The 26,035-nt window shown below is 40.1% G+C and carries 25 protein-coding genes, 1 rRNA gene and 1 pseudogene; 16 read left to right on the forward strand and 11 right to left on the reverse strand.

Annotated elements, in window-relative coordinates; all coding sequences use genetic code 11:
• Window positions 1-7 precede the first annotated feature (7 nt).
• A 5S ribosomal RNA gene (gene rrf, locus ESV85_RS19190) occupies window positions 8-119 on the forward strand.
• Window positions 120-289: 170 nt separating this feature from the next.
• On the opposite strand, the pseudogene ESV85_RS19195 reads toward rrf, so the two are convergent.
• Window positions 290-1,110, reverse strand: a pseudogene (locus ESV85_RS19195) (ISL3 family transposase).
• A 68-nt stretch (window positions 1,111-1,178) separates the two neighbouring features.
• On the reverse strand, window positions 1,179-1,553 hold the full coding sequence (locus tag ESV85_RS19200; protein WP_223276049.1) for a transposase: 375 nt from the start codon (window positions 1,551-1,553) through the stop codon (window positions 1,179-1,181).
• 440 nt (window positions 1,554-1,993) lie between these two features.
• On the opposite strand from ESV85_RS19200, the gene ESV85_RS19205 reads away from it, so the two are divergent.
• The 9 genes from ESV85_RS19205 (at window position 1,994) to ESV85_RS19245 (ending at window position 11,761) form a co-directional block, all read left to right on the forward strand.
• On the forward strand, window positions 1,994-2,785 hold the full coding sequence (locus tag ESV85_RS19205; RefSeq protein ID WP_146920500.1) for a phenylalanine 4-monooxygenase: 792 nt from the start codon (window positions 1,994-1,996) through the stop codon (window positions 2,783-2,785).
• A gap of 72 nt (window positions 2,786-2,857) precedes the next feature.
• Window positions 2,858-3,454, forward strand: coding sequence for an imidazole glycerol phosphate synthase subunit HisH (gene hisH, locus ESV85_RS19210; protein ID WP_146920502.1), 597 nt, complete (start codon window positions 2,858-2,860; stop codon window positions 3,452-3,454).
• Window positions 3,455-3,630: 176 nt separating this feature from the next.
• Window positions 3,631-4,350, forward strand: coding sequence for a 1-(5-phosphoribosyl)-5-[(5-phosphoribosylamino)methylideneamino]imidazole-4-carboxamide isomerase (gene hisA, locus ESV85_RS19215; RefSeq protein WP_146920504.1), 720 nt, complete (start codon window positions 3,631-3,633; stop codon window positions 4,348-4,350).
• Between the two features lie 208 nt (window positions 4,351-4,558).
• Complete coding sequence (hisF, locus tag ESV85_RS19220; RefSeq protein WP_146920507.1) at window positions 4,559-5,314, forward strand: imidazole glycerol phosphate synthase subunit HisF; 756 nt, start codon at window positions 4,559-4,561, stop codon at window positions 5,312-5,314.
• Between the two features lie 3 nt (window positions 5,315-5,317).
• A complete protein-coding gene (hisIE, locus tag ESV85_RS19225) occupies window positions 5,318-5,926 on the forward strand; it encodes a bifunctional phosphoribosyl-AMP cyclohydrolase/phosphoribosyl-ATP diphosphatase HisIE (RefSeq protein WP_146920509.1) in 609 nt (202 codons plus the stop codon).
• A gap of 206 nt (window positions 5,927-6,132) precedes the next feature.
• Window positions 6,133-7,734 (forward strand): BCCT family transporter, encoded by a 1,602-nt coding sequence (locus ESV85_RS19230; RefSeq protein ID WP_146920511.1) that lies wholly within the window; start codon window positions 6,133-6,135, stop codon window positions 7,732-7,734.
• Complete coding sequence (locus tag ESV85_RS19235) at window positions 7,731-8,597, forward strand: universal stress protein (RefSeq protein WP_146920513.1); 867 nt, start codon at window positions 7,731-7,733, stop codon at window positions 8,595-8,597. The genes ESV85_RS19230 and ESV85_RS19235 overlap by 4 nt, the downstream gene beginning before the upstream one ends.
• A gap of 50 nt (window positions 8,598-8,647) precedes the next feature.
• Window positions 8,648-10,096 carry a M24 family metallopeptidase gene (locus ESV85_RS19240; RefSeq protein WP_146920515.1) on the forward strand — a complete coding sequence of 483 codons (1,449 nt, stop codon included), beginning with the start codon at window positions 8,648-8,650 and terminating at the stop codon, window positions 10,094-10,096.
• 15 nt (window positions 10,097-10,111) lie between these two features.
• A complete protein-coding gene (locus ESV85_RS19245) occupies window positions 10,112-11,761 on the forward strand; it encodes a M1 family metallopeptidase (protein ID WP_191322064.1) in 1,650 nt (549 codons plus the stop codon).
• A gap of 56 nt (window positions 11,762-11,817) precedes the next feature.
• On the opposite strand, the gene ESV85_RS19250 is transcribed toward ESV85_RS19245, so the two are convergent.
• Both ESV85_RS19250 and ESV85_RS19255 read right to left on the reverse strand, forming a co-directional pair.
• Window positions 11,818-13,137, reverse strand: coding sequence for a S41 family peptidase (locus ESV85_RS19250; protein ID WP_146920518.1), 1,320 nt, complete (start codon window positions 13,135-13,137; stop codon window positions 11,818-11,820).
• Window positions 13,138-13,192: 55 nt separating this feature from the next.
• Window positions 13,193-13,585, reverse strand: a complete 393-nt coding sequence (locus tag ESV85_RS19255) for a Dabb family protein (protein ID WP_146920520.1) — start codon at window positions 13,583-13,585, stop codon at window positions 13,193-13,195.
• A gap of 167 nt (window positions 13,586-13,752) precedes the next feature.
• Between ESV85_RS19255 and ESV85_RS19260 the strand changes: the two genes are divergently transcribed.
• Complete coding sequence (locus tag ESV85_RS19260) at window positions 13,753-14,739, forward strand: aldo/keto reductase (RefSeq protein ID WP_146920522.1); 987 nt, start codon at window positions 13,753-13,755, stop codon at window positions 14,737-14,739.
• Between the two features lie 77 nt (window positions 14,740-14,816).
• Here the strand turns inward: ESV85_RS19260 and typA are convergent, their stop codons facing one another.
• The 6 genes from typA to ESV85_RS19290 form a co-directional block, all read right to left on the reverse strand.
• Window positions 14,817-16,622: a translational GTPase TypA gene (gene typA, locus ESV85_RS19265; protein WP_146920524.1), complete on the reverse strand. Its 1,806-nt coding sequence runs from the start codon at window positions 16,620-16,622 to the stop codon at window positions 14,817-14,819.
• A 210-nt stretch (window positions 16,623-16,832) separates the two neighbouring features.
• Complete coding sequence (locus ESV85_RS22375; protein ID WP_191322065.1) at window positions 16,833-17,531, reverse strand: hypothetical protein; 699 nt, start codon at window positions 17,529-17,531, stop codon at window positions 16,833-16,835.
• The gene (locus ESV85_RS19275; RefSeq protein WP_146920526.1) at window positions 17,528-18,190 is read right to left on the reverse strand and encodes a hypothetical protein; all 663 of its coding nucleotides are present in this window, start codon (window positions 18,188-18,190) and stop codon (window positions 17,528-17,530) included. The genes ESV85_RS22375 and ESV85_RS19275 overlap by 4 nt, the downstream gene beginning before the upstream one ends.
• Window positions 18,187-18,870, reverse strand: a complete 684-nt coding sequence (locus tag ESV85_RS19280; protein WP_146920528.1) for a hypothetical protein — start codon at window positions 18,868-18,870, stop codon at window positions 18,187-18,189. The genes ESV85_RS19275 and ESV85_RS19280 overlap by 4 nt, the downstream gene beginning before the upstream one ends.
• Entirely contained in the window at window positions 18,867-19,547 is a 681-nt protein-coding gene (locus ESV85_RS19285) for a hypothetical protein (RefSeq protein WP_146920529.1), read from the reverse strand. The genes ESV85_RS19280 and ESV85_RS19285 overlap by 4 nt, the downstream gene beginning before the upstream one ends.
• Window positions 19,548-19,566: 19 nt before the next feature.
• On the reverse strand, window positions 19,567-19,914 hold the full coding sequence (locus tag ESV85_RS19290; protein ID WP_146920531.1) for a PadR family transcriptional regulator: 348 nt from the start codon (window positions 19,912-19,914) through the stop codon (window positions 19,567-19,569).
• Between the two features lie 376 nt (window positions 19,915-20,290).
• On the opposite strand from ESV85_RS19290, the gene ESV85_RS19295 reads away from it, so the two are divergent.
• Window positions 20,291-21,205, forward strand: a complete 915-nt coding sequence (locus tag ESV85_RS19295; RefSeq protein WP_146920533.1) for a glutaminase — start codon at window positions 20,291-20,293, stop codon at window positions 21,203-21,205.
• A 168-nt stretch (window positions 21,206-21,373) separates the two neighbouring features.
• On the opposite strand, the gene ESV85_RS19300 is transcribed toward ESV85_RS19295, so the two are convergent.
• A complete protein-coding gene (locus tag ESV85_RS19300; RefSeq protein WP_146920535.1) occupies window positions 21,374-21,829 on the reverse strand; it encodes a YciI family protein in 456 nt (151 codons plus the stop codon).
• Between the two features lie 1,241 nt (window positions 21,830-23,070).
• Between ESV85_RS19300 and ESV85_RS19305 the strand changes: the two genes are divergently transcribed.
• From ESV85_RS19305 to ESV85_RS19320, 4 genes are read left to right on the forward strand one after another with little or no spacing between them, the layout of a single operon-like run.
• The gene (locus ESV85_RS19305) at window positions 23,071-23,442 is read left to right on the forward strand and encodes a response regulator (protein ID WP_146920537.1); all 372 of its coding nucleotides are present in this window, start codon (window positions 23,071-23,073) and stop codon (window positions 23,440-23,442) included.
• A gap of 60 nt (window positions 23,443-23,502) precedes the next feature.
• The gene (locus ESV85_RS19310) at window positions 23,503-24,300 is read left to right on the forward strand and encodes an MlaE family ABC transporter permease (protein ID WP_146920539.1); all 798 of its coding nucleotides are present in this window, start codon (window positions 23,503-23,505) and stop codon (window positions 24,298-24,300) included.
• A gap of 2 nt (window positions 24,301-24,302) precedes the next feature.
• Window positions 24,303-25,055, forward strand: coding sequence for an ABC transporter ATP-binding protein (locus ESV85_RS19315; protein WP_146920541.1), 753 nt, complete (start codon window positions 24,303-24,305; stop codon window positions 25,053-25,055).
• A complete protein-coding gene (locus ESV85_RS19320; protein WP_146920543.1) occupies window positions 25,052-26,029 on the forward strand; it encodes an MlaD family protein in 978 nt (325 codons plus the stop codon). Before ESV85_RS19315 ends, ESV85_RS19320 begins: the two co-directional genes overlap by 4 nt.
• The last annotated feature ends 6 nt before the right edge of the window (window positions 26,030-26,035 follow it).

Genomic DNA, 26,035 nt, shown 5'->3' on the forward strand with positions numbered 1-26,035 from the left:
TTCCAATTTAGGCGGCCTAGCGCAGGGGTCCCACCTCTTCCCATCCCGAACAGAGAAGTTAAGCCCTGCAGCGCCGATGGTACTGGGGTTACACCCGGGAGAGTAGGTCGCCGCCTCATTTATTCAAAAGCCAGCTTTAATAGCTGGCTTTTTTGCGTTTAACCCATTATTGTTTTGATACTATTACATCCAACAGAGCAGCCCACGATAGGAATCGGGAGCAGCCTCATTTATTCAAGCCCTTTGGTTTTTTTACGGATCAGTCGGAATATCTGGGGAGCAGGTTCTTTTAAGCATAGATATTAGATAGTCTGAACAGGAAGAATTCAATGTTAGTGACACCTCTGAACTGAGCCCTGAATGCTTTTATTTTTGCATTGAATGATTCTGCTGATGCATTTGTACTCCTGTTTTCAAAGAAGTTAAGAATGGAAGTGTAGTGATTCTGTATGGTTCTGGAGACTGTGTTGAATAATTTGAAGCCTGCTTCTTCTACTTCATTAGTTTGTAGGCTTTTTCCAGATCAGGGTAGCGCTGGAAGAGAATCTCGGCCCGGTGTGCCTGTGACACCGTCCATTTATCTTCTCCTTTGAAAAGTAGGTATCTGCTTCTGGCCAACAGTTGTTTTTCTGTATCGCTATTTTCGAGCTTGTGTGGGATAAATACTTTTTTACACTCTCTACTGAGCTCCATTTCTTTATTCTCCTGTTCAATAGCATCCCATCTGTGAGAGATTCTCATCTCCTGAACCGCGTCATAGACCAGCTTCTGAACATGAAATCGGTCAGTGACCAATTGGGCTTTGGGAAAACTACGGCGTACGATCTTTTCCATGCTGGCAGCCATATCCAGCGTCACTTCCTCTACCTTCTTCCTTTTATTCTCGGGTAGTTGCCTGAGAATAGTGTTTACTGTTTCACTGTCCGTCCCTTTTATCATGGCCACCAGAGCTCCCTTCTTTCCTTTAGCTGTTTTATTGGTCAGGATAGTATACAGTTCTCCTTGGGACAGGGCTGTTTCATCAATGCTGAGATGTGTTCCCAGGTTTTCAGGAAAGAGAATCCAGTCTTTGGCATGTGGACGTTGTGGCCAGTCCAGAAAGCTACTCAGATGGAAAACGTATTGATGCTCAAGGGTTTTTCCGTTTACATGAAAGTTCTCAGCTAGGCTTTTGCAGCTTACCGGCGATGAATCCAGTCGTTCCTTTTTAAAAAAAGCGCGAATTCCTCTGTCATCCGCGTGCCGTTTGCCACCAAGCTCCAATCCCTGCTCACATTCGTGCCTGTCTGTTCATTGAGCCACTTCCTTCTTTTAATGTTAAGAAAACAGGCTTTGCCACGTAACGGAAAGTCCTGAATGCTCACCTGGTCATAAAAACCTTTTGAGGTGAGTTTTGATCCCTGAAGATGCTCGGGATGAATATTGAGCTCTTCCAGATAAATGTGGTAAGCATTGTCTTTGAGTCCCGCTGAAGTAACCTTGAAAAATTCAAGCAGGCCCTGAGGCAAAAGCAAGCTGAGGTAGTCCTTTTCTTCCAATTCTTTTTTTAGCAAAGAAAATGGATTGTGTCAATTCCCCCAACTTTTAGGACTGATCCCTATTACATCCAGCAGAGCAGCCCAAGATAGGAATCGGGAGCAGCCTCATTTATTCAAGCCCTTTGGTTTTTTTACCTTTTCCTTTTAGTAAACCTGAAGCTAGATATTGCTTTAGCAGAATCACTTAGTATCTTAGCGCTATGAATCCAACACCAAGAACTTTCGTACATCATTCTTACTACCATCTTCGATGAAGGGATAGGATGACTATGATTTTTTGGTAAAAAAATATAGAGGCCTATTCCCAATGGAATAGGCCTCTTTTAGTTTCAAGTCGCTGTGATACTGCTTCTTCAGAAGCAGCTTCAATACAACCCGTTTCCTGCTTTTGGAGAATCAACGCAACTAGTATTATTTAGAATAGTTAACTAGAGTACAGAATATACCCAAATACCATGAACACAAACACAAACACAAAACAAAAAGAATGGGTCTTTAGTGACCAACGACTGCAAAAGCTTAGGCAACAGTATGAAATCTACACTCCGGAAGATTTTAAGGTATGGAAAATCCTCTTTGAGCGACAGATGCCGAATTTACCAAAAGCTGCTTCTAAAGCTTATCTGGAAGGAGTGGAGCAAGTCAAGTTTACAGCTGATAAAATTGCCAATTTCGATGAGTTGAATCAGGTTTTAGCCAAAAGCACAGGTTGGGAAGTGCAGGTGGTACCTGGGCTGATCGATGATGATTTATTCTTTGGGTTGTTGAATAACAGAAGGTTTCCTTCCTCGACCTGGCTTCGCACGATGGAGCAACTCGATTATTTTGAAGAACCTGATATGTTTCATGATGCTTTTGCGCACATGCCATTGCTGACAAATCAGCCCTATGTGGATTTTCTAGAAAACCTTTCTGGGATCGCTCTAAAGCATATTGATAATCCTTGGGCGATCCAATTGCTGAGTAGGATTTATTGGTTTACGATTGAGTTTGGGCTCATTAATGAAGAAGGGGAGTTAAAAATATACGGTGCGGGGATCCTAAGTTCGGCTGGAGAGACTAAATTTAGCCTTTCAAACGAACCTATCCATCTCGCATATGATGTTCGGAAGATTTTGAATCAGGAATACTCGAAAAATCGCTTTCAGGATAAATACTTTGTGATAGATAGTTATGAGCAACTTTATGAGTCATTACCAGAAATTGAAGCGGTACTTGAAGAGATGCTTTTAGAAAAAAGACAATAGACATTAGATGCTAGACATAAGATGAGAGACTACTAGTCTTGAATCTTGTATCTAGCGTCTTGATACTTAAAAATGAAAATAGCAGTAATCAAATATAATTCCGGCAATGTACAGTCGGTGCTTTACGCTTTGGAAAGGCTAGGGGCAAATGCTGAACTGACTGATGACCCAGAAGTAATCCGCGCAGCAGATAAAGTGATTTTCCCCGGTCAAGGCGAAGCTAGCACTGCCATGAGATACTTGAAGGAGCGAAAGCTTGATCAATTGATCTCAGACATCAAACAACCTTTTTTGGGGGTATGTCTAGGCTTGCAATTGCTTTGTGAATATTCTGAGGAAAATGATACAGCCTGTTTGGGTATTTTTCCTGTGAAAGTAAAGCGATTTGTGCCTGAGAATTCTCAGGAGTTCAAAGTGCCACACGTGGGCTGGAATGAACTGGAGAATTTGAAGGATAATCCATTGCTTAAAGATCTTCCCGCTGAGCCATTTGTCTATTATGTACATAGCTTTTATGCTGAGTTGAGCGAAGAGACTATAGCTCAGACGCATTACATTCATGATTTCTCAGCCATGCTCCATCGGGATAATTACTATGCCATTCAGGCACACCCAGAGAAAAGTGGGTTAGTAGGAGAGAAGTTATTGAGCAATTTCCTCAGTATTTAATTGGAATTAATTTCGATTTATGAAGCACTATTTACGAGATTGTTGGAACCCCGAATTTGATCTTTAGTGCTTTAAATTTGTGATTCTATGTTTGAGGTTCATATCTATGTCGTAATTCAAAAATCGTAAATCGTAATTTTCCAATCTTTCAATTTTCAAATCTTCCAATTCAAAAAATGGAAATAATCCCAGCAATCGACCTCATCGGAGGCAAATGTGTCCGACTTAGTCAGGGCGATTACAGCAGTAAAAAAGAGTACCACGACGACCCGTTGGAGATGGCCAAGCGCTTTGAAGGTGCTGGAATCAGAAGATTGCATCTAGTGGATCTGGATGGAGCCAAAGCCAAAAAGATAGTAAATGCTGATGTATTGCAGCGAATTAGCGGCAACACGAGCCTTCAGGTTGATTTTGGAGGAGGCATCCAAGCTGACGAGGAAATAGAGAAAGCATTCAGTTTGGGAGCAAAGCAAGTGACGGGAGGAAGTATTGCGGTGAAAAATGCAGTGCTGTTTGAAGCTTGGATTACGAAATACGGTTCTGAAAAAATTATCCTTGGAGCAGATGCTAAAAACAAGAAAATAGCTGTGGGAGGTTGGGAAGAGACTACTTCGGTGGATTTAATTCCTTTTATCAAAGACTATGTAGCAAAGGGTATTAGCTATGTGATCTGTACTGATGTAGCTAAAGACGGTTTACTTCAAGGTCCTTCAACTGATTTATACAAAGAGATTTTGGAAGAAATTCCGGGGGTAAAATTGATAGCAAGTGGGGGAGTATCCTCTGTCAAAGACCTAGAAGAACTGGAGAAGATTGGTGTCTATGGAACGATTGTAGGGAAAGCATATTACGAAGGAAGAGTGACCTTGGAGGAACTCGCTTCATTTATCCATTGAAAAGATATTATCGTAATATTTACGACTTACGATATTGGATTTACGAGGCCTATTTTAGTGTTGACCATTATCCCAATCTTTAGCTTTTCAAAATGGCAAGACTCGAAGATTAAGGATTGAGGTTCAAATCAACGTCGTAAATCGTACTTCGTAAATCCTAAATTTCCCAATAACTAATTTTAAATAGTGAAGTTTTGAATACAAGAAGATGTTAACCAAAAGAATAATCCCCTGTCTGGATATAAAAGATGGTCGTACGGTCAAAGGAGTGAACTTTGTGGAGCTTCGAGATGCTGGTGATCCGGTGGAGTTAGCAAAGATTTACTCTGACGAAGGGGCTGACGAACTGGTTTTTTTGGATATCACTGCTACGGTGGATAAGCGTAAAACCTTAGCCGAACTTGTAACTAAAGTGGCCAAAGCCATCAATATTCCATTTACAGTTGGCGGCGGGATATCTACGGTGGAAGATGTTAAGTTTCTACTGAATGCCGGAGCTGACAAAATCTCCATCAATTCGGCTGCCGTACACAATCCCCAAATCATCAATGAAATGGCTGCCGAATTCGGTTCGCAATGTATTGTGGTGGCGATCGATACTAGAAATGTAGACGGAATTGATTTTGTACATACGCACGGGGGTAGAAAAGCAACCCTACTGAGAACTCAAGCTTGGGCTCAGGAAGTGTGTGATCGAGGGGCTGGAGAGATCTTATTGACGTCCATGGATCATGACGGAACCAAAGCTGGTTTCTCCAATGAGCTTTTGGCGGAGATATCATCTGCGCTTTCTATTCCAGTGATTGCCTCGGGTGGAGCAGGAAGTATGGAACATTTCAAAGATGTGTTTACCTTCGGGAAAGCGGATGCTGCCTTGGCGGCGAGTATTTTTCACTTTAAAGAAATAGGAATTCCTGAATTGAAGAGCTTTCTCTCCAATTCTGATATCAGTATAAGAAAATAAGTAATGAGCGAAAGAAGTATAGATTTTAAAAAAATGGATGGATTGGTGCCGGCAATCGTGCAGGATTCCATTAGTGGTAAAGTCTTGATGCAAGGCTATATGAATGAGGAAGCTTTGGCAAAAACCAAGGAAACCAATCAGGTCACATTTTTCAGCCGCAGTAAAAACCGTCTCTGGACAAAAGGCGAGACTTCCGGTAATTTTATGGAGTTGGTAAGCATTGCTATTGATTGCGATGGAGATTCGATTTTGGTGAAAGCCAATCCAAGTGGCCCAGTTTGTCATACGGGTTCGGATACCTGCTTTGATGAGGTCAATGCTTCAAAAACCGTATTCATTGATCAATTAAGAGCTATTATCAAGGATCGCAAAAACAATCCAACAGACACTTCTTATACTGCTTCTCTTTTTGCCAAAGGCATTAATAAAGTAGCTCAAAAAGTAGGTGAGGAAGCGGTGGAGATAGTGATCGAAGCAAAGGACGATAACAAGGAACTCTTTATGGGTGAGGCAGCCGATTTACTTTATCATTATTTAGTCTTACTAGAAGCTAAAGGCTATGAACTAGACGAGGTGATGGATGTGCTGATTGATAGGCATAAGAAAAAGTAAGGATATTTGGTGGTCAATGTAGACACTGGTCACACTAAATGAATGTTATAAAAGCTCTAGGGTTGAAGATAATTCAACCCTTTTTCTTTGTGGCAAGTAGAATTCCTTAACTTTTTATTTCATCCCCCAGATCGAGATTAATATATCAATCGATAAGCACAAGATTCATTTGTAAGTGCTTTTTTAACTAACAGAATTTTCAGCTTATGAAAAACAAGTACGTAGATATCCATAATCCTGTATTTTTCCCAACAGTCATTTTGTTGGTTGTATTTATGGCGGTTACGATTATTGTCGGTGAACCCATGCTGGTTTTATTTGATTCCTTTAAAACTTTTGTGACAGAAAAGACGGGTTGGTTATTCATTTTGGCAGTCAACTTTTTTATAGTTTTCTGCCTTTATCTAGGCTTTAGTAAATATGGTTCTATCAGATTGGGAGGAAAAGACGCTAAGCCGGACTTTTCTACCAGTTCTTGGTTTTCCATGCTTTTTAGCGCGGGGATGGGCATTGGCTTATTATTCTATGGTGTGGCTGAGCCAGTTTCTCATTATGCCAAACCTCCGGTAGCAGATCCCTTTACTGTAGAATCGGCGCAGGACGCGATGAGTTTTACATTTTTGCATTGGGGAATTCATGCCTGGGCCATCTATGCAGTGGTAGCATTGTCCCTGGCTTTCTTTGCCTTTAACAGAAATATGCCGTTGACTATGCGGTCTGTTTTTTATCCTGTACTGGGTGACAGGATTTATGGTTGGATGGGAGATGTGATTGATGTTTTCTCTGTATTGGCTACCATATTTGGTTTGGCGACTTCACTGGGAATCGGCGTACGACAAGTGAGCGGGGGACTTTCCTATGTGTTCGGTACTCCAAATAACGTTTGGGTTCAGGTAGCCTTAATTGCTGGGATTACTGCCATAGCCACGATCTCGGTAGTGTCTGGAGTAGACAAAGGGGTGAAGTTCCTAAGTGAATGGAATGTGCGAATAGCAGCTTTGCTTTTATTATTCGTGTTGATTTTCGGTCCTAGCCTATTTGTGTTTAAGTCATTTATACAAAACATGGGTGTCTATGCCAATGAACTGGTAGAATTGTCAACTTGGACTGAAGCTTTTGTAAATAAAAAATGGCAGGGAGACTGGACAGTGTTTTATTGGGCTTGGTGGATATCCTGGTCACCTTTTGTTGGAATGTTCATTGCCCGGATTTCAAAAGGGAGAACGATTCGTGAGTTTATTTTTGGGGTATTATTAGCGCCAAGCATTTTGACTTTCTTTTGGATGACGACCTTGGGTGGTTCTGCTATCTTTTTAGACATGCAGGATACATTAGCTGGGGGAAATCATGAATTTGCCAAGGCAATAATCTCAGACGAATCCACTGCCTTATTTGTCTTTCTGGAGAAATTCCCGTTGAGAATGGTTGGGTCTATTTTAGGAATACTATTGGTTGCTAGCTTTTTCGTGACTTCCTCTGATTCTGGATCTTTAGTGGTCGATAGTATCACTTCTGGTGGTAAATTAAACACACCTACTCCTCAGCATGTATTTTGGGCAACTACCGAAGGTGCTGTTGCCGCAGTATTGCTAATGGGTGGTGGACTCACTGCTTTGCAAACGGCGACGATTTCGACCGGTTTGCCTTTTCTCTTTATCTTAACAGTCATGTGTTATTCACTGCTGAAAGGAGTGAAAAAGGAATACGCCATGGACAAGCAACTGGCAGATGAGATAGATCAAAAATCCTATACCAACCGCTTGACGAAAGTAATAATTAAGCAAATCGATAAAGATAAAAAGCCATGAAGCCATTAAAGAACATTGGGATTTTTCTGGATTTGAGCGAGACCGATGAGTTCCTATTGAGCTATTTCAAAAAGCTGGATGATGTATTCGAATTTGATTCACTCACCTTGATACATTTTGTAGCCTTAGAGAGCGATTCGGCAGATCTAGCGGCTCTGACTCAGCAGCTTCCCAAGCCACTGGAGGAAGTCTTGGAAGACGAGGTTATGGAGTTAGTCGAAAAAGTTTTTGGTGGAAAGAAATCCAGTATTCAAATTAAAATTGCTTTGGGTGGAAAATTGGATGTACTCATCAAATGGGTCGATTCGAAGCGTTTCAATCTATTGGTGCTAGGAAAAAAAGCCAAGGAAGAAGGTACTGGCGTATTCAGTAGCAAGGTGATTCGACTTACTAATTCTGATTGTTTGTTTGTGCCAGAAGGTGCCAAGACCGAATTTGAAAGTATTGTTTTGGCTCTGGATTTTTCAGACTATACTGAGAAGGTAATCGTGAGAGGATTGAATTTGTCGAAAAACCTTTCTTCTAAATTGATGCCCCTACACATTCTTAAAGCTGGTTTTCAATATTTTCCTTACTTCAAAAATCAAGAGAATTATCAGAATACGCTAAGGCTCAAAGCTGAGAGTTCTTTTAAAAAGATCCAAAAGAAAACCGGACTTGCTGAAGAATTGATTTGCGTGGAAGACAGTGGTAACCATATCAGCCGATCTATACATGAATACGCAGCAGAACACCAAGCCAATTTGATCATCATCGGAAATAAAGGAAATGCTGACGCAGATGATCTATTGATTGGAAGTGTGGCAGACCGATTGACTTCCGCTGAGCGAAAAGTCCCTATATTGATAGTAAAGCCAGATTAACCAGGATTTATATTTATTATTTCAATCTAGAATTTAGCAACTACTCCGCTATGAAGTTTAAAAACACCCTAACAGTATTCCTGTTTCTGCTGTCTATTATTTCAGCAATTGCGCAAGAGAAAAATTACTACCAAACTGATTTCTCGAAAGAAGAGTTTGCCGCTAGAAGAGCAAAGATTTTTGATGCTATAGGAAATCAATCCATTGCAGTTATTCAAGGAGCAGGCGGTACTCCAGGTGTCAGCGTATTTCGCCAATCCAATTCCTTCTATTATTTGACGGGTATAGAATCTCCCCATGCTTACTTACTTATTAACGGTAGAAATAGGCGGTCTACGCTATATCTATCTCATAGAGATGAGGGAATGGAACGAAATCAAGGTAAAGTGTTGTCAGTAGAAGATGCGGAGCTGGTAAAAGAACTTACGGGAATCGATGAGGTAAAAGGAATCGAATTTCTCGCAAGAGACTTATCCGGATCAGGATTGATCAGACCGCCAGCACCAAGTTTATACACAGAATTCAGTCCCGTAGAAAGTGGCAATGATAGCCGTGACGAATTGCTAGCTAAGCAGATCATGGCTGCTTCTGATCCTTGGGATGGATCTGCTTCCCGTGAGGCTGAATTTATCCAAAAACTGGAATCTCGTTTTCCTCAGTTTGAAATCAAAGACCTTACTCCCACGCTGGATAACTTGAGACTGATCAAAAGTGAAAAGGAGATAGCTATTATTCGTGAAGCTACAGAGATCGCCGGCTTGGCAATCATCGAAGCAATGAAATCTACTGCCCCTGGTGTGTACGAATACCAACTTGGCGCAGTGGGTAAGTATGTGTTCTCACTTCATGGCGCAATGGGAGATTCCTATCCAGCGATTATTGGAGGTGGGACGAATGCTTATATGGGGCATTATTTTCATAAAACGGACAAGCTCGTAGATGGAGATTTGGTGCTGATGGATTATGCTCCGGATTATAAGTATTACTCTAGTGATGTGACCCGAATCTGGCCAGTGAATGGCAAGTTTACTGAGGAGCGACGCGCGCTTTATGAGTTTATCGTAGCGTATAGAGATGCACTTTTTAGATACATCAGGCCAGGCGTGACTTCCAATGAAGTGCTAGATCAAGCTGCAGCAGAGATGAAGGAATATATGAAAGGTAAGACGTTTGTGAAGCCTGCTCATCTAAAAGCTGTTGCGGAAGGAATCAAGTTTCGTGGACATTTTCAGCATCCCGTAGGAATGATTGTTCATGATGTAGGAAGAGTACATGGTGTTAAATTGGAGCCTGGAATGGTATTCACGATTGATCCGATGATCTGGATTCATGAAGAAAGGCTATATGTAAGAATAGAGGATGTGGCAGTAGTCACTAAAGACGGAGTGGAAAACCTCAGTGCATTCGTGCCTACGAGTATAGAAGAGATAGAGCAGACTATCGCTAAAAAAGGGATAATTGATTTCAGTCCTGCCGTTAAATTGCCTCTTGATAAATAACCTTACTATTTGATGATGTCTACCATAAAATACGGAATACTAAGTCTTGCTTTCCTGTGTCTCTTTGTCACTTATTCCTTTGCAGATAAATATCCCAAAAACCCCAAAGTCAATATTCTGAATTATCAATTTCAGATAGAACTGTCTGATGACACGGATGAGATCAAGTGTAAAACTACCATTGATGTCAGTTATTTAGGAGAAGGGGTTCAAGTACTAAGATTGGACTTGATAAAGGCAAGTGAGGCTTTAGAGAATAAAGGAATGACTGTAAGCCAAGTGATGGCCGATGGCAAAGAATTGAGTTTTACCCATGAAGGGGATGCATTGAAAATCACTTTACCAGTAGCTTCGCGAGTTAACCAACGCAGCCAATATACAGTGGTCTATTCTGGAGTTCCTGCTACAGGGCTTAAGATTGCGAACAATAAACATGGAGATCGTACTTTCTTTAGTGATAACTGGCCAGACAAAGCGAGAAACTGGCTGGCAGTAGTGGATCATCCATATGATAAAGCTACCAGTGAGTTTGTCGTGACTGCTCCAAATCATTACCAAGTAGTATCCAATGGCCTAATAGTAGAAGAAACTGACCTTGGAAATGGAAAAAGACTTACGCATTGGAAGCAGTCTGTTCCGATTGCATCTTGGTTATACGTATTGGGCGTGGCAGAATTTGCTGTGCAGCATGTAGATGATTTTGATGGAAAAGCTATTGAGACGTGGGTTTATCGCCAGGATAGAGAAGCTGGATTTTATGATTTTGAAGAGCCGACCAAAAAAGCACTGGAATTCTACAGTGATTACGTAGGACCTTTTTCCTATGAGAAACTAGCGAATATTCAATCCAATAGCGTGAGTGGTGGGATGGAAGCAGCATCAGCTATTTTATATTCTGAGGGATCAGTTGTAGGAGATAGAAATGAACGCTGGAGAAATGTCGTGATCCATGAGATTGCCCATCAATGGTTTGGGAATGCTGTGACAGAATACGATTGGGATGATGTGTGGCTAAGTGAGGGTTTTGCTACTTATTTCACTTCACTATTCATCGAGCACCAATACGGCCACGATGCCTTTATGGAGCAAATGACATCAAGTAAAAAGCGAGTAGATACTTTTAGTGCCGATAATCCAGGATATACCATCATCCACAACAATCTGGCGGATATGAGTGATGTCACAACTTCACAGACTTATCACAAAGGTTCATGGGTTTTACATATGCTTCGAGGCATGATCGGGAATGATCTATTCTGGAAGGGAATACAGAACTATTATGCTAAATATCAAGATCTGAATGCTACCACGGCTGATTTTAGAAGAGAAATGGAGGAAGTGTCTGGGATGGATCTTGAGGTTTTCTTTGACCAGTGGCTGTATAAGTCGGGAAGCCTAAAAATTGATGGGAATTGGAGTTATGATTTTACAGGAAAGAAACTTGAGATTAACCTAAACCAAGTTCAAAAGAATAGCGGGATATTAACTATGCCAATCCAGGTGGCAATCTATCAATCAGATAGTAAAAAGCCGGTGATTGAAACATTGACTTTGGATAAAGAAAAGAATTCCTTTTCTATTCCGCTAGGGTATAATCCTACCAAAGTAGTCCTAGATCCAGAATTTTGGGTGTTGATGGATTCTGATTTTAAAAGGAAAAAGTAGCAAGACTTAGTGAAGTAAAAAGGCCTGATCAATTCAAATTTGATCAGGCCTTTGATTTAGTAAGCAGGGAATTCCTGTTTCAATCCTTTGAATTGATCGATCATTTCCCATTTGGACCTATAGAAAGTGTTCAATAATCTACCTCCAACGGAGCCATTTTGCAGGACATGCAATGCTGCTGCAAAGCGTAGGTCATTTGGGTCTCCCCAGTTGAACTGAGGAGAATCTCCGACAGCAAAGTCAGCTGGGAATCCATCGAAATACTCAGCTTTCCCTTCGGAGTTGGCAGTGGCAAATGTGATAGGGACTAGTTCTACGTTATTTTGCTTTAAGATTTCATTGTAGCTGGACAGAGGAAAAGAGCCTACCGGTTTCCCGTAGGTATTATCTCCAACTAGAGTGATGTCGAAGTAGGGATCTAAGCAATTAATAACTAATTCTGAAGCAGATGCTGATCCTCTGGAGGTGATGAAAATCAATTTGTCAAGACTTAAGTTTCCTCCCTTTTTGAAATTCACACTTTTTTGAAGATTAGTTTTTAACGAATTGAGTTTGTTGGTGTACATCAATTTGCCAGTATTGGAAGATTGAATGAGGTAGTTGTTGATCTGCTCAGCCACAGCTACTGAGCCGCCGCCATTATACCTCAGGTCGATGATCAATTCATCGATACCGGCATCTTCGAAAAACTTCATGGATTCATCCACTTCCACACTTTTGGTTGGAGATTGACCTGCAGTAGCTTTGAAACTCTGATAGACCCAATAGCCCACTTTCATACCAGCAAGGTCAATTACTTCTTTATGAAGCACTGAGTTTGACTGGTATTCAGCTTTTACGTTTGTGCGTGTGGTAGTGGTGCCATCGGGTAATTTGAAAGTGAATGAATTTGTAATTCCAGGATCTGAAGTGCCCAACTGGAAATCGTATCCACCTGAAGCATTTTTGTATGCAGCTATAGCCTTCCCGTTAATTTCTTTGATTTCCCATCCACGTTGCCAGCCGTCTTTTCCCGCAGGGGACTCATCATACACAAAAGTCAAGTAAAGTCTCTCCGTAGCATCGAATGCAAATCCAAATCCGTGACCGGCATTTTTGCCTACAAATGCATTGTTGAACGCATCTTGTGTAGTCAGGTAGGAGAAGCGATCTAGCGGTTTGTAGATGATTGCATTTAGAAATTCTTCATTGGAAGAATAATCTGTAGCCTTAATAGAAGTAGGTATCTCATTATTCCAGTAGTACCATTCTTCCATGGAATCAAAAATAGCACCTCTCACTTTGTCTGATTGCGGAACTGGAATTATCTCATCTTTTGGATTGCATGACCAGATGAGTGAAATTATTAGTCCGAAAATCCACTTTGATTTATTCATATTTCAGGATTGACTGTTGTACTAACTACGAGTGAGAGGTGCTTTTAGATCTTAATTAGATCGCGATGTCATATACTTGGACTTTTTTCCACATATGAGAGTATTTCTCAATAAACGCTAGGTGGGTAGGATCGGACTGATAGACCAATTGATCTTCTAAGCTATCAAAGAAGGCGGTACAAGACACTTGGAAGCTATGGTCTACTACTTCTCTGTCTTCAGTAGCCGCAGGAGTACCAGCGATGAATTTGCCTACCGTCTTGCAGCGACCAAGCATAGGTACTGCTTCTGTGAGGAACTCTTGGGTATTGGCAGTATCGTGAAGCCAAAAATATACTTGGTGAATCATTTTTTGTTTTGCCATTTCTTTAGCGATTGAGGTTAGAGGTAAAACAGCAGTGGCACTTGCCACGCCGATGGTTTTGATAAATTGTCTTCTTGATTTCATTTGTTGAATGGTTTTGGTTTGAGGAGTGATTGGTTTTTTCTAACGGACAAATATCACTTCGAACCGTGATTCTAAAGATAAAAATTTAAATTACTTTTAGATAATCAGGCGATTTTTTGCCTTCCTTTTGAATTTCAATTCCCTTTTTTCAATAAAAATGCAGAAGTATGAATTATAGAATTTTAGGTAAGACCGGATGGAAAGTATCAGAAATTGGTTTGGGAACTTGGCAAGTAGGAGGAGGTTGGGGTACAGCTTTTGACCCAAAAGTTGCTGAGGAAATACTTCACGAGGCTTTTGACAGAGGGGTGAATTTCGTTGATACTGCCGATGTGTATGATGGTGGCGCGAGTGAGGCTGCAGTAGGACAAGCGGTGCGAGGTAGATCAGAAAAGATTTATGTAGCGACTAAATGTGGCAGAAGAATCCAGCCTCACATCGATGAAACATATTCTATTGACCGGCTGCGACGTCATGTGGAAGACAGCCTTCGCAACACTGGACTCAATAGATTGGATCTGATCCAACTTCATTGCCCTCCTACTTCAGTCTATCAACGGGATGATATATTTGGGTTATTTGAAAAGTTGAAAGCGGAAGGGAAAATAGCTGCCATGGGAGTGAGTGTGGAAAAAGTAGAAGAAGCCATAAGTGCGATGGAATACGATGTCGTTTCGAGCGTGCAAGTGATATTCAATATGTTTCGACAGAAACCAGCTGAAGACCTTTTTAAAGTAGCTTCCACGAAAAATGTAGGGTTAATTATCCGAGTACCTTTGGCAAGTGGATTGCTGACAGGTAAAATTACTCCAGAAACCACTTTTTCCAAGGATGATCACCGTCACTTTAACCGGGAAGGAAAGGCATTTGATAAGGGAGAGACGTTTGCAGGAGTACCTCTGGAAAAAGCTTTTCCAGCTGTAGAAGAGATAAGAGAGCTTTTTAAAGGGGACGGCGCTTTGGCAGCACTTGCGCTTCGATGGATATTAATGTACGATGAGGTAAGTGTAGTTATTCCAGGAGCATCTAAATTGTCACAGTTAGAAGCAAATGTATACGCTGGGCAGTTGCCCCCCCTCACTAAGAATCAAATGGATGAAGTGAAAAAAATCTACGATAAGCACATCCGTGCTGAGGTTCACCAACTTTGGTAGCAAAAAATAATCCCTCAAACTTTCGCTTGAGGGATTTATTATATTCTTAACTCTAGAGTTTTGTTTCTAGAATCTGATTAAGAGTCTTTCTTTGAATTTCTAGTTCTTTCACCTTCGTCCAAATAGATTTTTCTCATTCGGATAGACTTAGGAGTGATCTCTAGGTACTCATCCTTCTGGATGTATTCCATAGATTCTTCTAATGAGAATTTCTTAGAAGGAGTGATACGCGCGTTGTCATCAGATCCTGAAGCTCGCATGTTGGTCAATTTCTTGCCTTTCTGCACGTTCACCACGATATCGTTATCACGAGAGTTTTCTCCGATTACCTGACCTGTATATAGATCATCTCCTGGCTCTACGAAGAAAGTACCTCTGTCCTGAAGTTTGTCGATAGCATACGCAGTACACTGACCACCGTCCATTGAGATCAATGATCCGTTAGTACGTCCTGGTATAGTGCCTTTGAAAGGCTCGTATGAAGTGAATCTATGGTTCATGATCGCTTCACCTTGAGTAGCGGTAAGCATGTTGTTTCTCAAACCGATCAAACCTCTAGATGGAATATTGAATTCCAAGTGCTGAAGATCACCTTTTGGCTCCATGATTACCAATTCACCTTTACGCTGAGTTGCAAGTTCGATCACTTTACCTGAAGTCTCCTGAGGAACGTCAACTACCAATGTTTCGATAGGCTCACATTTCACACCGTCGATTTCTTTGAAGATCACCTGAGGCTGACCTACCTGAAGTTCGTAACCTTCTCTTCTCATTGTTTCGATCAAAACAGACAAGTGAAGGATGCCACGACCGTAAACCAAGAATTTGTCTTCAGAATCAGTTGATTCTACACGAAGCGCAAGGTTTTTCTCAGTCTCTTTCATCAAACGATCTCTCAAGTGACGGGAAGTCACAAATTTTCCTTCTTTACCGAAGAAAGGAGAGTTATTAATCGTGAAGAGCATATTCATCGTAGGCTCATCGATAGATATTCTTGGAAGAGCTTCTGGATTCTCAGCATCAGCTACAGTATCACCAATTTCGAAATCTTCAATACCAGTCACTGCACAGATATCACCAGCAGCAACCTCTGTAACTCTAAGTTTACCCAGACCTTCAAACGTATGAAGTTCTTTCACTTTCATCTTTTTGATAGAACCGTCAGCTTTCATCAAAGCGATCTGCTGACCTTCTTTGATTGTGCCTCTTTTTACACGACCGATAGCAATTCTACCTACGAAATTGGAGTAATCCAAAGAAGTGATTTGCATCTGAAGTGTTCCTTCGTCGATTTTTGGAGCAGGAATGTGTTCCAAAATAGCATCCAAAAGTGGGAAGATTGTATCGGTAGGGTTTTTCCAATCAGGACCCATCCAGTTTTGCTTAGCTGATCCGTAAAGCGTCTGGAATTCCAGTTGCTCTTCAGTAGCGTCCAAGTTGAACATCAATTCAAAAACTGACTCATGAACTTCGTCTGGGCGACAGTTTTCTTTATCTACCTTGTTTACTACTACGATAGGAGTCAATCCAAGATCCAATGCTTTACCCAATACAAATCGGGTCTGAGGCATAGGGCCTTCGAATGCATCCACCAAAAGGATCACACCGTCAGCCATTTTCAATACTCGCTCTACTTCACCACCGAAATCGGCGTGACCAGGAGTGTCAATAATGTTAATTTTAGCGTCTTTGTAGCGAACGGATACGTTCTTTGAAAGAATTGTAATTCCTCTTTCTCGCTCCAGGTCATTGCTGTCAAGAATCAAATCTTGAAACTGCTGGTTCTCTCTGAAAATCTGAGAAGCGTGAATGATTTTGTCCACGAGTGTAGTCTTGCCGTGGTCAACGTGTGCGATAATCGCAATATTCCGAATATTCTGCATGGTTTGCCTGATTGAGGCGCAAAAGTACAAATAAAATTTTGGAGTTGGGTTATCTACCTGTGAAGTTTAGTGTTATGTGTCCTGAAGTGCTTATTTAGGGTAAAAAGGAAGTATTAGTTTTATGCTTCGCTCTATACATATTTAGTAAAAGACAGTAATGAGATGCTGGCAATTGGGGAAAAGCTTAGGTTTCTATCAGAAGTTTGCAACTCATGATTCATAAATCGCCTGTAGCTTTCTGGTTTCTGCTATAGACCTGTCCAGAACTCTTGGAAGAAGGAATATTGAAATGAATGACATGGCTATAAGTAATAGGCCTAAGGCCATGAAAACTCCTTTGACGGTAAAATCAATTACGTAATTTGGGTTTTCGAAAAATCTAAGGGCATAAATATTGAGCTGCGTAAACATATTAAGAATTACCATGAAGTTGGTTGTTCTTTTAAATGCCACGTAATTTTTTAGCCTCTTATTAACCTTATAATAGCTAACAATTATATAAACCAGACCAACAAAAAAGAAAGCCACCGCCCAAATTGGTAGTGTGAGTTCATACCCAAATGGTCTCGTATTTACGCTTAGCCAATAGAGAATAAAACCCATTACTGCAGGGTAGATGATTCTATAGCTCTTGAAAAATCCAATCAGTTCCTCCCAGAAGAATATTCTATAGCGTCTTTCTATACTTTTGGTGTAAGACTCGGCCAGATCAGAAAACCCAAAGATTCCGAATTCGCTGTGAACTTTGCGGAATGCATCGTCAAGTGACAGGGTTGGTTTTTCCTCCAAAAGCACTTCTATCTTGCAGGCTACATGATCTAAGATCTCGTATTGCAGATCGATCTCAGGATAGCCTTTGTAGGAAATCAGTTTTTTGAGGATGCTGATTTGGTCAGGGGAGAGTTTCATCGGGTAGTTCTATAATTAGTTAAATTAGAGGCTATTACTAATAGACTTATAGAGTACAGAGTGCTGAAAACTGTGACAATTCCCATTCCCCATACAAATAGGGTATTTGAATGGATCTCACCCCTTGTCAATACACTTGGCATAGCATAAATCCACATAAATATTGTGTTCAATATTCCAACTCTTTTGATGATAGTAGCAGAAGAGATGGAGACCATTTTGTGACTGAGTCTAAAGGAAATAGCGTCTCTTTTCATGAAAAACACTCCAGCTGTGGTAATGAGAATGATAACTAAGAATACGAGGATTAATTCTGAAACAGGGATGATGAAAATGGCAATTTCTAGTAAGGCAAATCCTATGATGGTTGCCAACAAACCTTTGAGTCCATGATTCCAAAACTTCAAAAATTCAAGTTGGGCTACCCATACTTGCTTGGATACATTTTTTTCTAATTCCTGATCCATTCCTTTTACAACTGACCATGCAAAAGTTTCATTGAGCTGTGTAAGGACGATTATTGATTCAGCCTCTGAAACGTTTTCCAGTGTAGTACAGTAATGATCAAAGATCTCCTCATACACTTCAGTATAGCGGATATACAGACTTTTTAGCCTAGTATGAATCCGATCAAATTCCTGTGCTGATAGCTTTCTCATATCAATGCGGTTTTAGATTTGACTTTCCAGGCTTCTATAAGGGAGAATAGATATCCAATGTAAAAAAGACTAAATAAGAAGGAAGCCATAATAAAATAGGTGCTCTCAAACCATATAGGATTGTCAAAAAAAATCTTTGGTATTAATACAAATAGATTAAAAAAACCAAGTATCATTTGAAATTGTAAAGAGAGATTGGTTAAAAAAGAAGATTGAACTTTAGAAGCTATACCTATATTTTTTTTGATTTTTCTCACTTTTAGATAGGACTTTAATGCAATCAACCCAAACAGTAAAACAGCAACTCCCATGGGGTATATCACTGCCAGCCCCTTTGTTTTTCCCTCTAAATTGTCAAATATGAGAGTCAAAATTATTACAACTAGTGCAGTGAAAATGATCTTTGGCCAAGAAAGATAGCTCTTACAAATTGACCATTGGATTTTGCGAAGTTCTTTTTTTGCAGTTTTCTCAAAATTCTCTTGTAGGGGATTGTAGTAGCTATATCTGAATTTCTGCTCCAACTCGAACAGTTCATCTTTGAAATCAGCTTCCTCAAAAGTTTCCAAATGACTTACGTAGTGGTCATAGATCTCTACTAGGATTTCTGCGGAAGTCAGATCTTTGTAAGCAATAGCCTTTTTTACTTGATCTACTTCCTTTTCTGATAATTGTCTCATATCAGTGAAGTTTTAGATTTGATTTTCCAAATTTCCAATACTGAAATCACATAAATGAAAAGGAGGATAGAAAATATTAAGGCGATTTGTGGAGCTATGTTGGAGGAAACTTGGATATCAAACATCATATCAGAAAACCAAACTATGGAGTAAACTACTATCACAGGTAAATACATCCTTTCAGAAATAGGATAGAATAACGAGGATTGCAGATGGCTTTTTTGATTGACAGACCGCTTGATTATTTTGATTCGTATGCTTGATCTTGCTAATAGATAAAGATGAAAAATCTTCAGAATCAATAATGGGAAAATCATCATAATAGCGGCCTCTTTCCCATTTCCAATAGATGAACTCAAGTAGAATGCAACCGACATAAAGCCAATAATATTCATGATTCTGGGAAGGTGAAAATTTCTTTGAATTATCTTCCAATGCAGTTTTCCGACATCTTTTCGGATTTCTTTATTGAGCTTTGCTTGTAAAGCATGGCAATATCCAGAAGTAAATCTTACTTCTAATTTTCCTAACTCATCCTCAAATTCTGATCTCTGAAAATCCTCCAAATGACTCATATAATGATCATAGATCTCTACTAGAATTTCCACTGAAGTCAATTCCTTGGATGCAATAGCCTTTTTTACTTGTTCAAGTTCTTGTTCCGATAGCTTTCTCATAGATGTCACCTTTAAAAAATCAGATGTTAAAACCCGGTTTAAGGTCTGGGGTTAAGATTCGCTGGAGGTTTTCCACGAAGCCTTGCAACTCGGACATTTTGCTGGTTACTTCCTTTTGCCCGTCTTTAGTTAGGCTGTAGTATTTTCTCACGCGGTTGTCCACTTGCTGGATCTCGGTGCTAAGCAATCCTTCGGCTTCCAGTTTGTGTAGAGCAGGGTATAGTGCTCCCTCGGTGATCTTGATTTCTCCTGCCGTTAGTTCTTTCACCCGTTGGGTGATCTCATAGCCATACATTTTTTCATTCTCTTCCAAGAGTTTGAGAATGATGGTTTGCAGAGAGCCTTTGATAAGATTGTTGTTTGACATGGTTGCGCTGTATTATCTAGCTAAACCAAATATATAGAAAAATTATATACATAAGAATTTTAGGCATGTGTTTTTTTATCAGTCGAACGTCCAGTAGTTATCGGGATTCATGTCAGTCCGAGCGGAGTCGAGGACAAAGTTTTACTAAAATTGAAAGGGCCTTCGATTTCGAGACTCTCGTCTCTCAAGTGCTCAGGCTGACACCGTCATCTCTGTTTTATTTATTTCTCAAATTGTGGATAATCATAGTGATGCGTAGGAGAGACTTCTAGGTTTACGAAATAACTGTCAACCATTTTCAGGACGCTACATTATCGCAAAGTCGATATCTCAAAAAAACCTTTTAATCTTTCTCAAATTTCCAGACTTTTCCAGAATGGACTACCAGCAGCTTATTGAAGAAGTGTACCAGCAGGTGCAGGAAGAGAACCTAAAAGGCAAAGTTGCCAACTACATTCCTGAAATCGCCACAGTGGATCCGAATCAATTTGGAATTGCCTTGGTGGATCTCCTAGGGAATGTATATGGCGTGGGTGACCATCAAGTGCCATTTTCTATACAAAGTATCAGCAAGGTTCACACGCTCACGATGGTTTTCAATGTGTTTAGATCAAAACTTTGGTCTCGGGTGAATGTGGAGCCAAGCGGCGATCCATTCAATTCTATCGCGCAGTTGGAATACGAAAAGGGAATTCCCAGGAATCCTTTTATCAACGCAGGAGCCTTGGTGATCACAGATGCCCTGTGCAGCAAATTTGAAAACCCGATAGATCAACTTTCAGAGTTTATCAATGAGCTAGCGGGTGAAACCTGTGTGAAAATCAATCCGGATGTCAGGAATTCAGAAAGGAAACATGGAGAGCGAAATACGGCATTGGCCTATTTTTTAAAGTCCTATAAGAACTTTGATAATCCCATAGAAGAGGTGCTAGAAGTCTATTTTTCTCAATGCGCTATGGAAATGAGTTGTGTGGATTTAGCCAAATCGTTCTCTTTTTTGGCCAATGATGGCTTTTCTATTTTTGCCAATCGACAGATCTTATCAGAAAGTAGTGCCCGCCGAATCAATGCATTGATGCTGACCTGTGGGTTTTACGATGAAGCAGGAGAATTCGCATATAAAGTGGGGCTACCTGGTAAAAGTGGAGTAGGGGGAGGAGTGGCTGCAGTGATGCCGCATAAGTTTAGTATTGCGGTATGGAGTCCTGAACTCAACGAAAAAGGAAATTCCGTCAAAGCGATTCGTGCTTTGGAGCTATTGACAGATAAGTTGTCATTCTCTTTGTTTTAAAACTGACTATAATTCAAAGCTAAGCGAATACTCCATTTCAGTAATCAATAAAACCTCCTAAATGCTTTAGGAAGCTATAATGGCTAATCTGGAATTTCAAGTGTTGATGTAAGGATCATATGTGTAATTACTCTTAAACTTCTGAAATCCATTATCAGTAACCAAGGGCTAGATCTTTACCTTCGCTACCTTGGTGTGCATATCTGACATCAGCATCAGTGCGGCTGACCCATACCATTCCTTAAGATCCATTTTGAGTACGCCAGCCTTGATGGCTGGATCGGATTCTGTAAGTTTCTGAGCTTCTTCTAGGCTTTCTACAGCAAAGAAAAAAAGTCCTCGCAGTTCCTCATTTCCGAAAAAAGGCCCAGCTATTACTAGTTGTCCCTTTTCAGCCAAGTGATTAATATTTGCCATGTGTCCAGCTTGGATATCTGTACGTTCTTGTTCGGTATATTCATCCACTTTGTCACCTCTGTATAGGAAAGCGATCACGTATTTTCTCATTCCGTAATCATCTGCACCCACTTCTTTAGCCAGCGTTTCATCATAGTTAGCAGTTTGGGCAAAAGAGTAGTAGTTAGCGGAACATATGATGAGCAGTAATAAGAATAGTTTTTTCATATCAACGTGGTAATTGTTGGGTTAGAGTTATACCAATTTAGCATTTTTCAGAGTATAGGGAAGCTGGTTTCTCTCTTGATATTAAATTCTTTTATTGGAAAGTTTATGATTGTTACTACGATACTAGTCGGTAGTGAGGGTAGCGCAAAGTTGACAAAAAGCTGGGAGGATGTATCCAAGATATAGGAAGGTTTCACTGTGTTTTATGATTAGCAGGCAGCGTAGATAAGAGTGTCAAGGCAATCATATTTACCAAGTCAGACGATCATAATTTCTCTCTTTTTTGTATTCAGCGATGGTCAGCAGAGACCGATAAAACATATAATCTGCAAGGCATAAATTTTCGGTTGGGATAGGACTAGTAGGCTAAATTTAGAGCTGTCCAGCAGAATAAAAATGAGGCATATTACAGAGGTTGAAACTCTATTTAAAGTTGCCACATGGAGCATTCAGATTGAGGGCTTCAGTAGATCAAAACCGGTAATTTATACATCCATCCTGATCCCCATAGTGGGACCTTTCAGGGGCGAAATGAGGTTCATTTCTGTGGGTGATATGAATAATTATTCATCTATATGACCGAAGATATGAGTATACTAAAGGTTAAAACTGTAAAATTTTTGCCTAAGAAATCCACCCATTTACTGGTAAATACTGTCCTGTCCAATTCATCTTTATGGCCTTCATTTATATCAAATTGATGTGGGATTTACAATGGAAATGGTGTGAATTGAAAACTAGATATTTTTCTAGGCTAAGCTACTCACTTCATTTATGCGGATAAATTTTTCGGTAAAATAACTGAAAACCTATCCTGTTTCGGTGTAGGGTTAGGCCGATTTATTTGCAGAACAATCTACTGTTGATGAAATCGGTAGTTAAACTGCTGCTTTTTCAAATCCATACTTTCCGCATACTACCTTAGTAAGTGTTACTTTGCTAGAGGTGGATTAACTAGTTGATTTTATGTGAATTAAGTCTGGTTTAGTGTTCTCGTAATTTGTCTAAGCTAAAAAGATTAGACAGGACTAAATATAGAGATGAGTAATGAGTTTGTATATAGCTGGAGCGACGACTTTAGGAATTAGTATTTGAAAGTGTTTACGAGAGAAAAATTGAATTTTTGACGGATATCGAACTGTATTAGATACAGGTGTGTTGGGGCAACAATGGAATTTTGATTCAGATTTTTTTAATCTTAGCATTTTCAAATCATATACATCATTTCCGAATTTCTCAGAATGAAATCTATCCCGATCAAAAAAATACTTTTACTCGACGATGACAGGATTCAAAAGATATTAGTGGAGAAGAGGCTTTTGAAAATTAATTCAGGAATTGAATTTGTTTATTTCGACACACCGAGTAAGGCATTGGATTACCTGAAAACTGAATCTGTGGATCTACTTTTAGTAGATCTAAATTTACCCGAAATGACAGGGTGGGAATTCGTAGATGAGGTTGAAAAAGTGAGTCCAGATTCGGTCGTTATTTTGCAGTCTGGATCTGTTGAAAATGAGCAAATACAACGGGCAAATTCCGACAAGAGAATCAGTGAGATTTTTGAAAAACCTTTAAGTGAATCAGACTTAAGATCAATCCTCGGACTTTGAAGTATATTAGAACTATCCTTTTGAATAATTTAATTAATTTCGAGCCATCATAAAGAATGTATGACTGAAAAAGCAGAAGACAGAAAGCCCCTGCTTTCAAAGAAAATAGATAAGTTTTTTACCGGACTGGCGGACGCTTGGAATTTTGTTAGGCGATTCTTCAAAGAGGTATTTGTACCGCCTTATGAATTTAAGGAGGTTATTCATCAGTGCTATCGCATCGGGGTGGAGTCGTTGCCGCTAATTGCTTTGACTGGATTCATTGTGGGGATCGTTTTCACCAATCAATCCAGACCTTCTCTTGCCAACTTCGGAGCTACTTCTTGGCTTCCATCCCTTATTTCCATAGCAGTAGTTCGTGCCATGGGACCTCTGGTCACTGCTTTGATAGCAGCAGGTAAGGTGGGATCTAGTATAGGGGCAGAGATAGGATCCATGAAAGTAACTGAGCAAATCGACGCGATGGAAGTGTCGGCTACCAATCCTTTTAAATTCTTGGTAGTTACTAGGGTGTTGGCAACTACATTTATGATCCCGGTGTTGGTAATGTTCACGGATTTTGTAGCATTAATGGGATCGTTTCTCAGTGTGAGTGCAAATGAAAATGTAAGTATTATCACCTTTTTTGTAGAGGTTTTTGGAGCGATAAGTTTCCTAGATATTATTTCTTCAGTACTGAAAGCATTGCTTTTTGGCTTTACTATTGGGATAGTAGGCTGCTACAAAGGGTATAATTCATCTAAAGGAACAGAAGGTGTTGGACGTGCTGCAAATGCAGCGGTGGTTATGGCTATGTTCCTGATATTTATTGAAGAGCTATTGGTTCTTCAGATCGTAAACGCAATCCGAGCATTTTAATCATGGAAGAGAAGGTTGTAGAAATTCGCGGTTTGGAGAAGTCTTTTGGTGACTTGGATGTATTGAAAGGAGTTGATCTGGACCTTTACAAAGGTGAAAATCTAGTGGTACTAGGTAAGTCTGGCTCAGGTAAGTCAGTATTGATCAAAATCATGGTTGGACTGCTGAAGCAGGACTCTGGATCAATGAGTGTGTTAGGCAAAGAAGTTTCTATGCTTAAAACCAGAGAGCTGAATGAGTTGAGGTTGAGAATTGGTTTTTCATTCCAAAACTCAGCGCTTTATGATAGTATGACAGTTAGAGAGAACTTGGAATTTCCTTTGGTGAGAAACATAAAGAATCTAACTAAGAAAGAGATTACCATGAAAATAGAAGGATTGCTAGAAAGTGTGGGACTTCCTCAGTCTATCAATCAGATGCCTTCAGAGCTTTCCGGAGGACAAAAGAAAAGAATTGGTGTGGCGCGTACGTTGATTTTGGAGCCTGAGATCATGCTTTACGATGAGCCTACAGCAGGGTTGGATCCGATTACTTGCGGAGATATCAATAACTTGATTATACAAGTAAGAGAAGAATATAATACATCATCCATCGTCATCACCCACGATTTAACCTGTGCCAAAGATACAGGGGATCGCGTGGCAGTGTTATTGGATGGACAGTTTGACGCTGTCGGAACTTTTGAAGAGGTTTTTCCTCACGCAGAAGACAAACGCATAAAATCATTTTACGATTATAATTTTATCAACTCATGAGAGGGGAAAATAAGAGATCAGTCATGGTAGGCATTTTTGTCTTCATTGGCATAGCAATTCTGGTTGCGGGTGTTTTGACACTTGGAGGCCAGCAGAAAAAATTTGTAAAGGCGATTCAGCTTAAGGCTGTTTTCGATGATATCGGAGGTCTACAGACTGGAAACAACATCTGGTTTTCCGGTGTGAAAATAGGTACTGTCCGCAAAATCAATTTCTATGGAGATTCCCAAGTGGAAATAGAAATGAACGTGGAGGAAGAAGTGGTGGAATTCATCAGAAAGGATTCTAAGGCTACTATTAGCTCTGATGGCTTGATTGGTAATAAAATCATTGTGATCTACGGCGGAACTACTTTAGCGCCCCCTGTAGTGGACGGAGATAGGTTAGAATCAGTTATGCCTTTGGATACGGACAAGATGATGGAGACACTTCAGGTGAATAATGAAAATCTGGTTGAAATCACTGGAAATCTTAAAAACCTGACTAGTAAGCTAGCAGAGGGCGAAGGTATGGTAGGAGCTGCTCTGACTGATTCTCTGCTTGCAGAAAGCTTCCGTGCCATTGTGAAAAACCTCAATCAAGCTTCAGTCAATAGTAATCGAATGATTAATGAATTGAACAGCTTCACATCTAAATTGAATCAAAAAGGCAATCTATTCAATGACTTGGTGACAGATACTACCATGGCCGCTGACCTAAGACAATCAATGGAGAGCCTCAAAGAAGCTGCAGCCAATTCTGAGGAGATGACTCAAAAACTAAGTACAATCACAGACAAATTTAACGATCCTAATAACTCTGTAGGAATGCTTTTAAATGACCCTGAATTTGCAAAAAGCCTTAAAAGTACGCTTGAGAATGCTGATTCAGCTACCTATAACTTGAACCGTGGAATGGATGCCCTTGAGTACACTTGGCCATTCAATAAAGGATTCAAGCGTAAGAAAAAGGAAGAAGCTAAGGAGAATAATTAAAAGTAT

The organism is Algoriphagus aquimarinus (genome assembly GCF_007997215.1).
Classification (GTDB): Bacteria; Bacteroidota; Bacteroidia; order Cytophagales; family Cyclobacteriaceae; genus Algoriphagus; species Algoriphagus aquimarinus_A.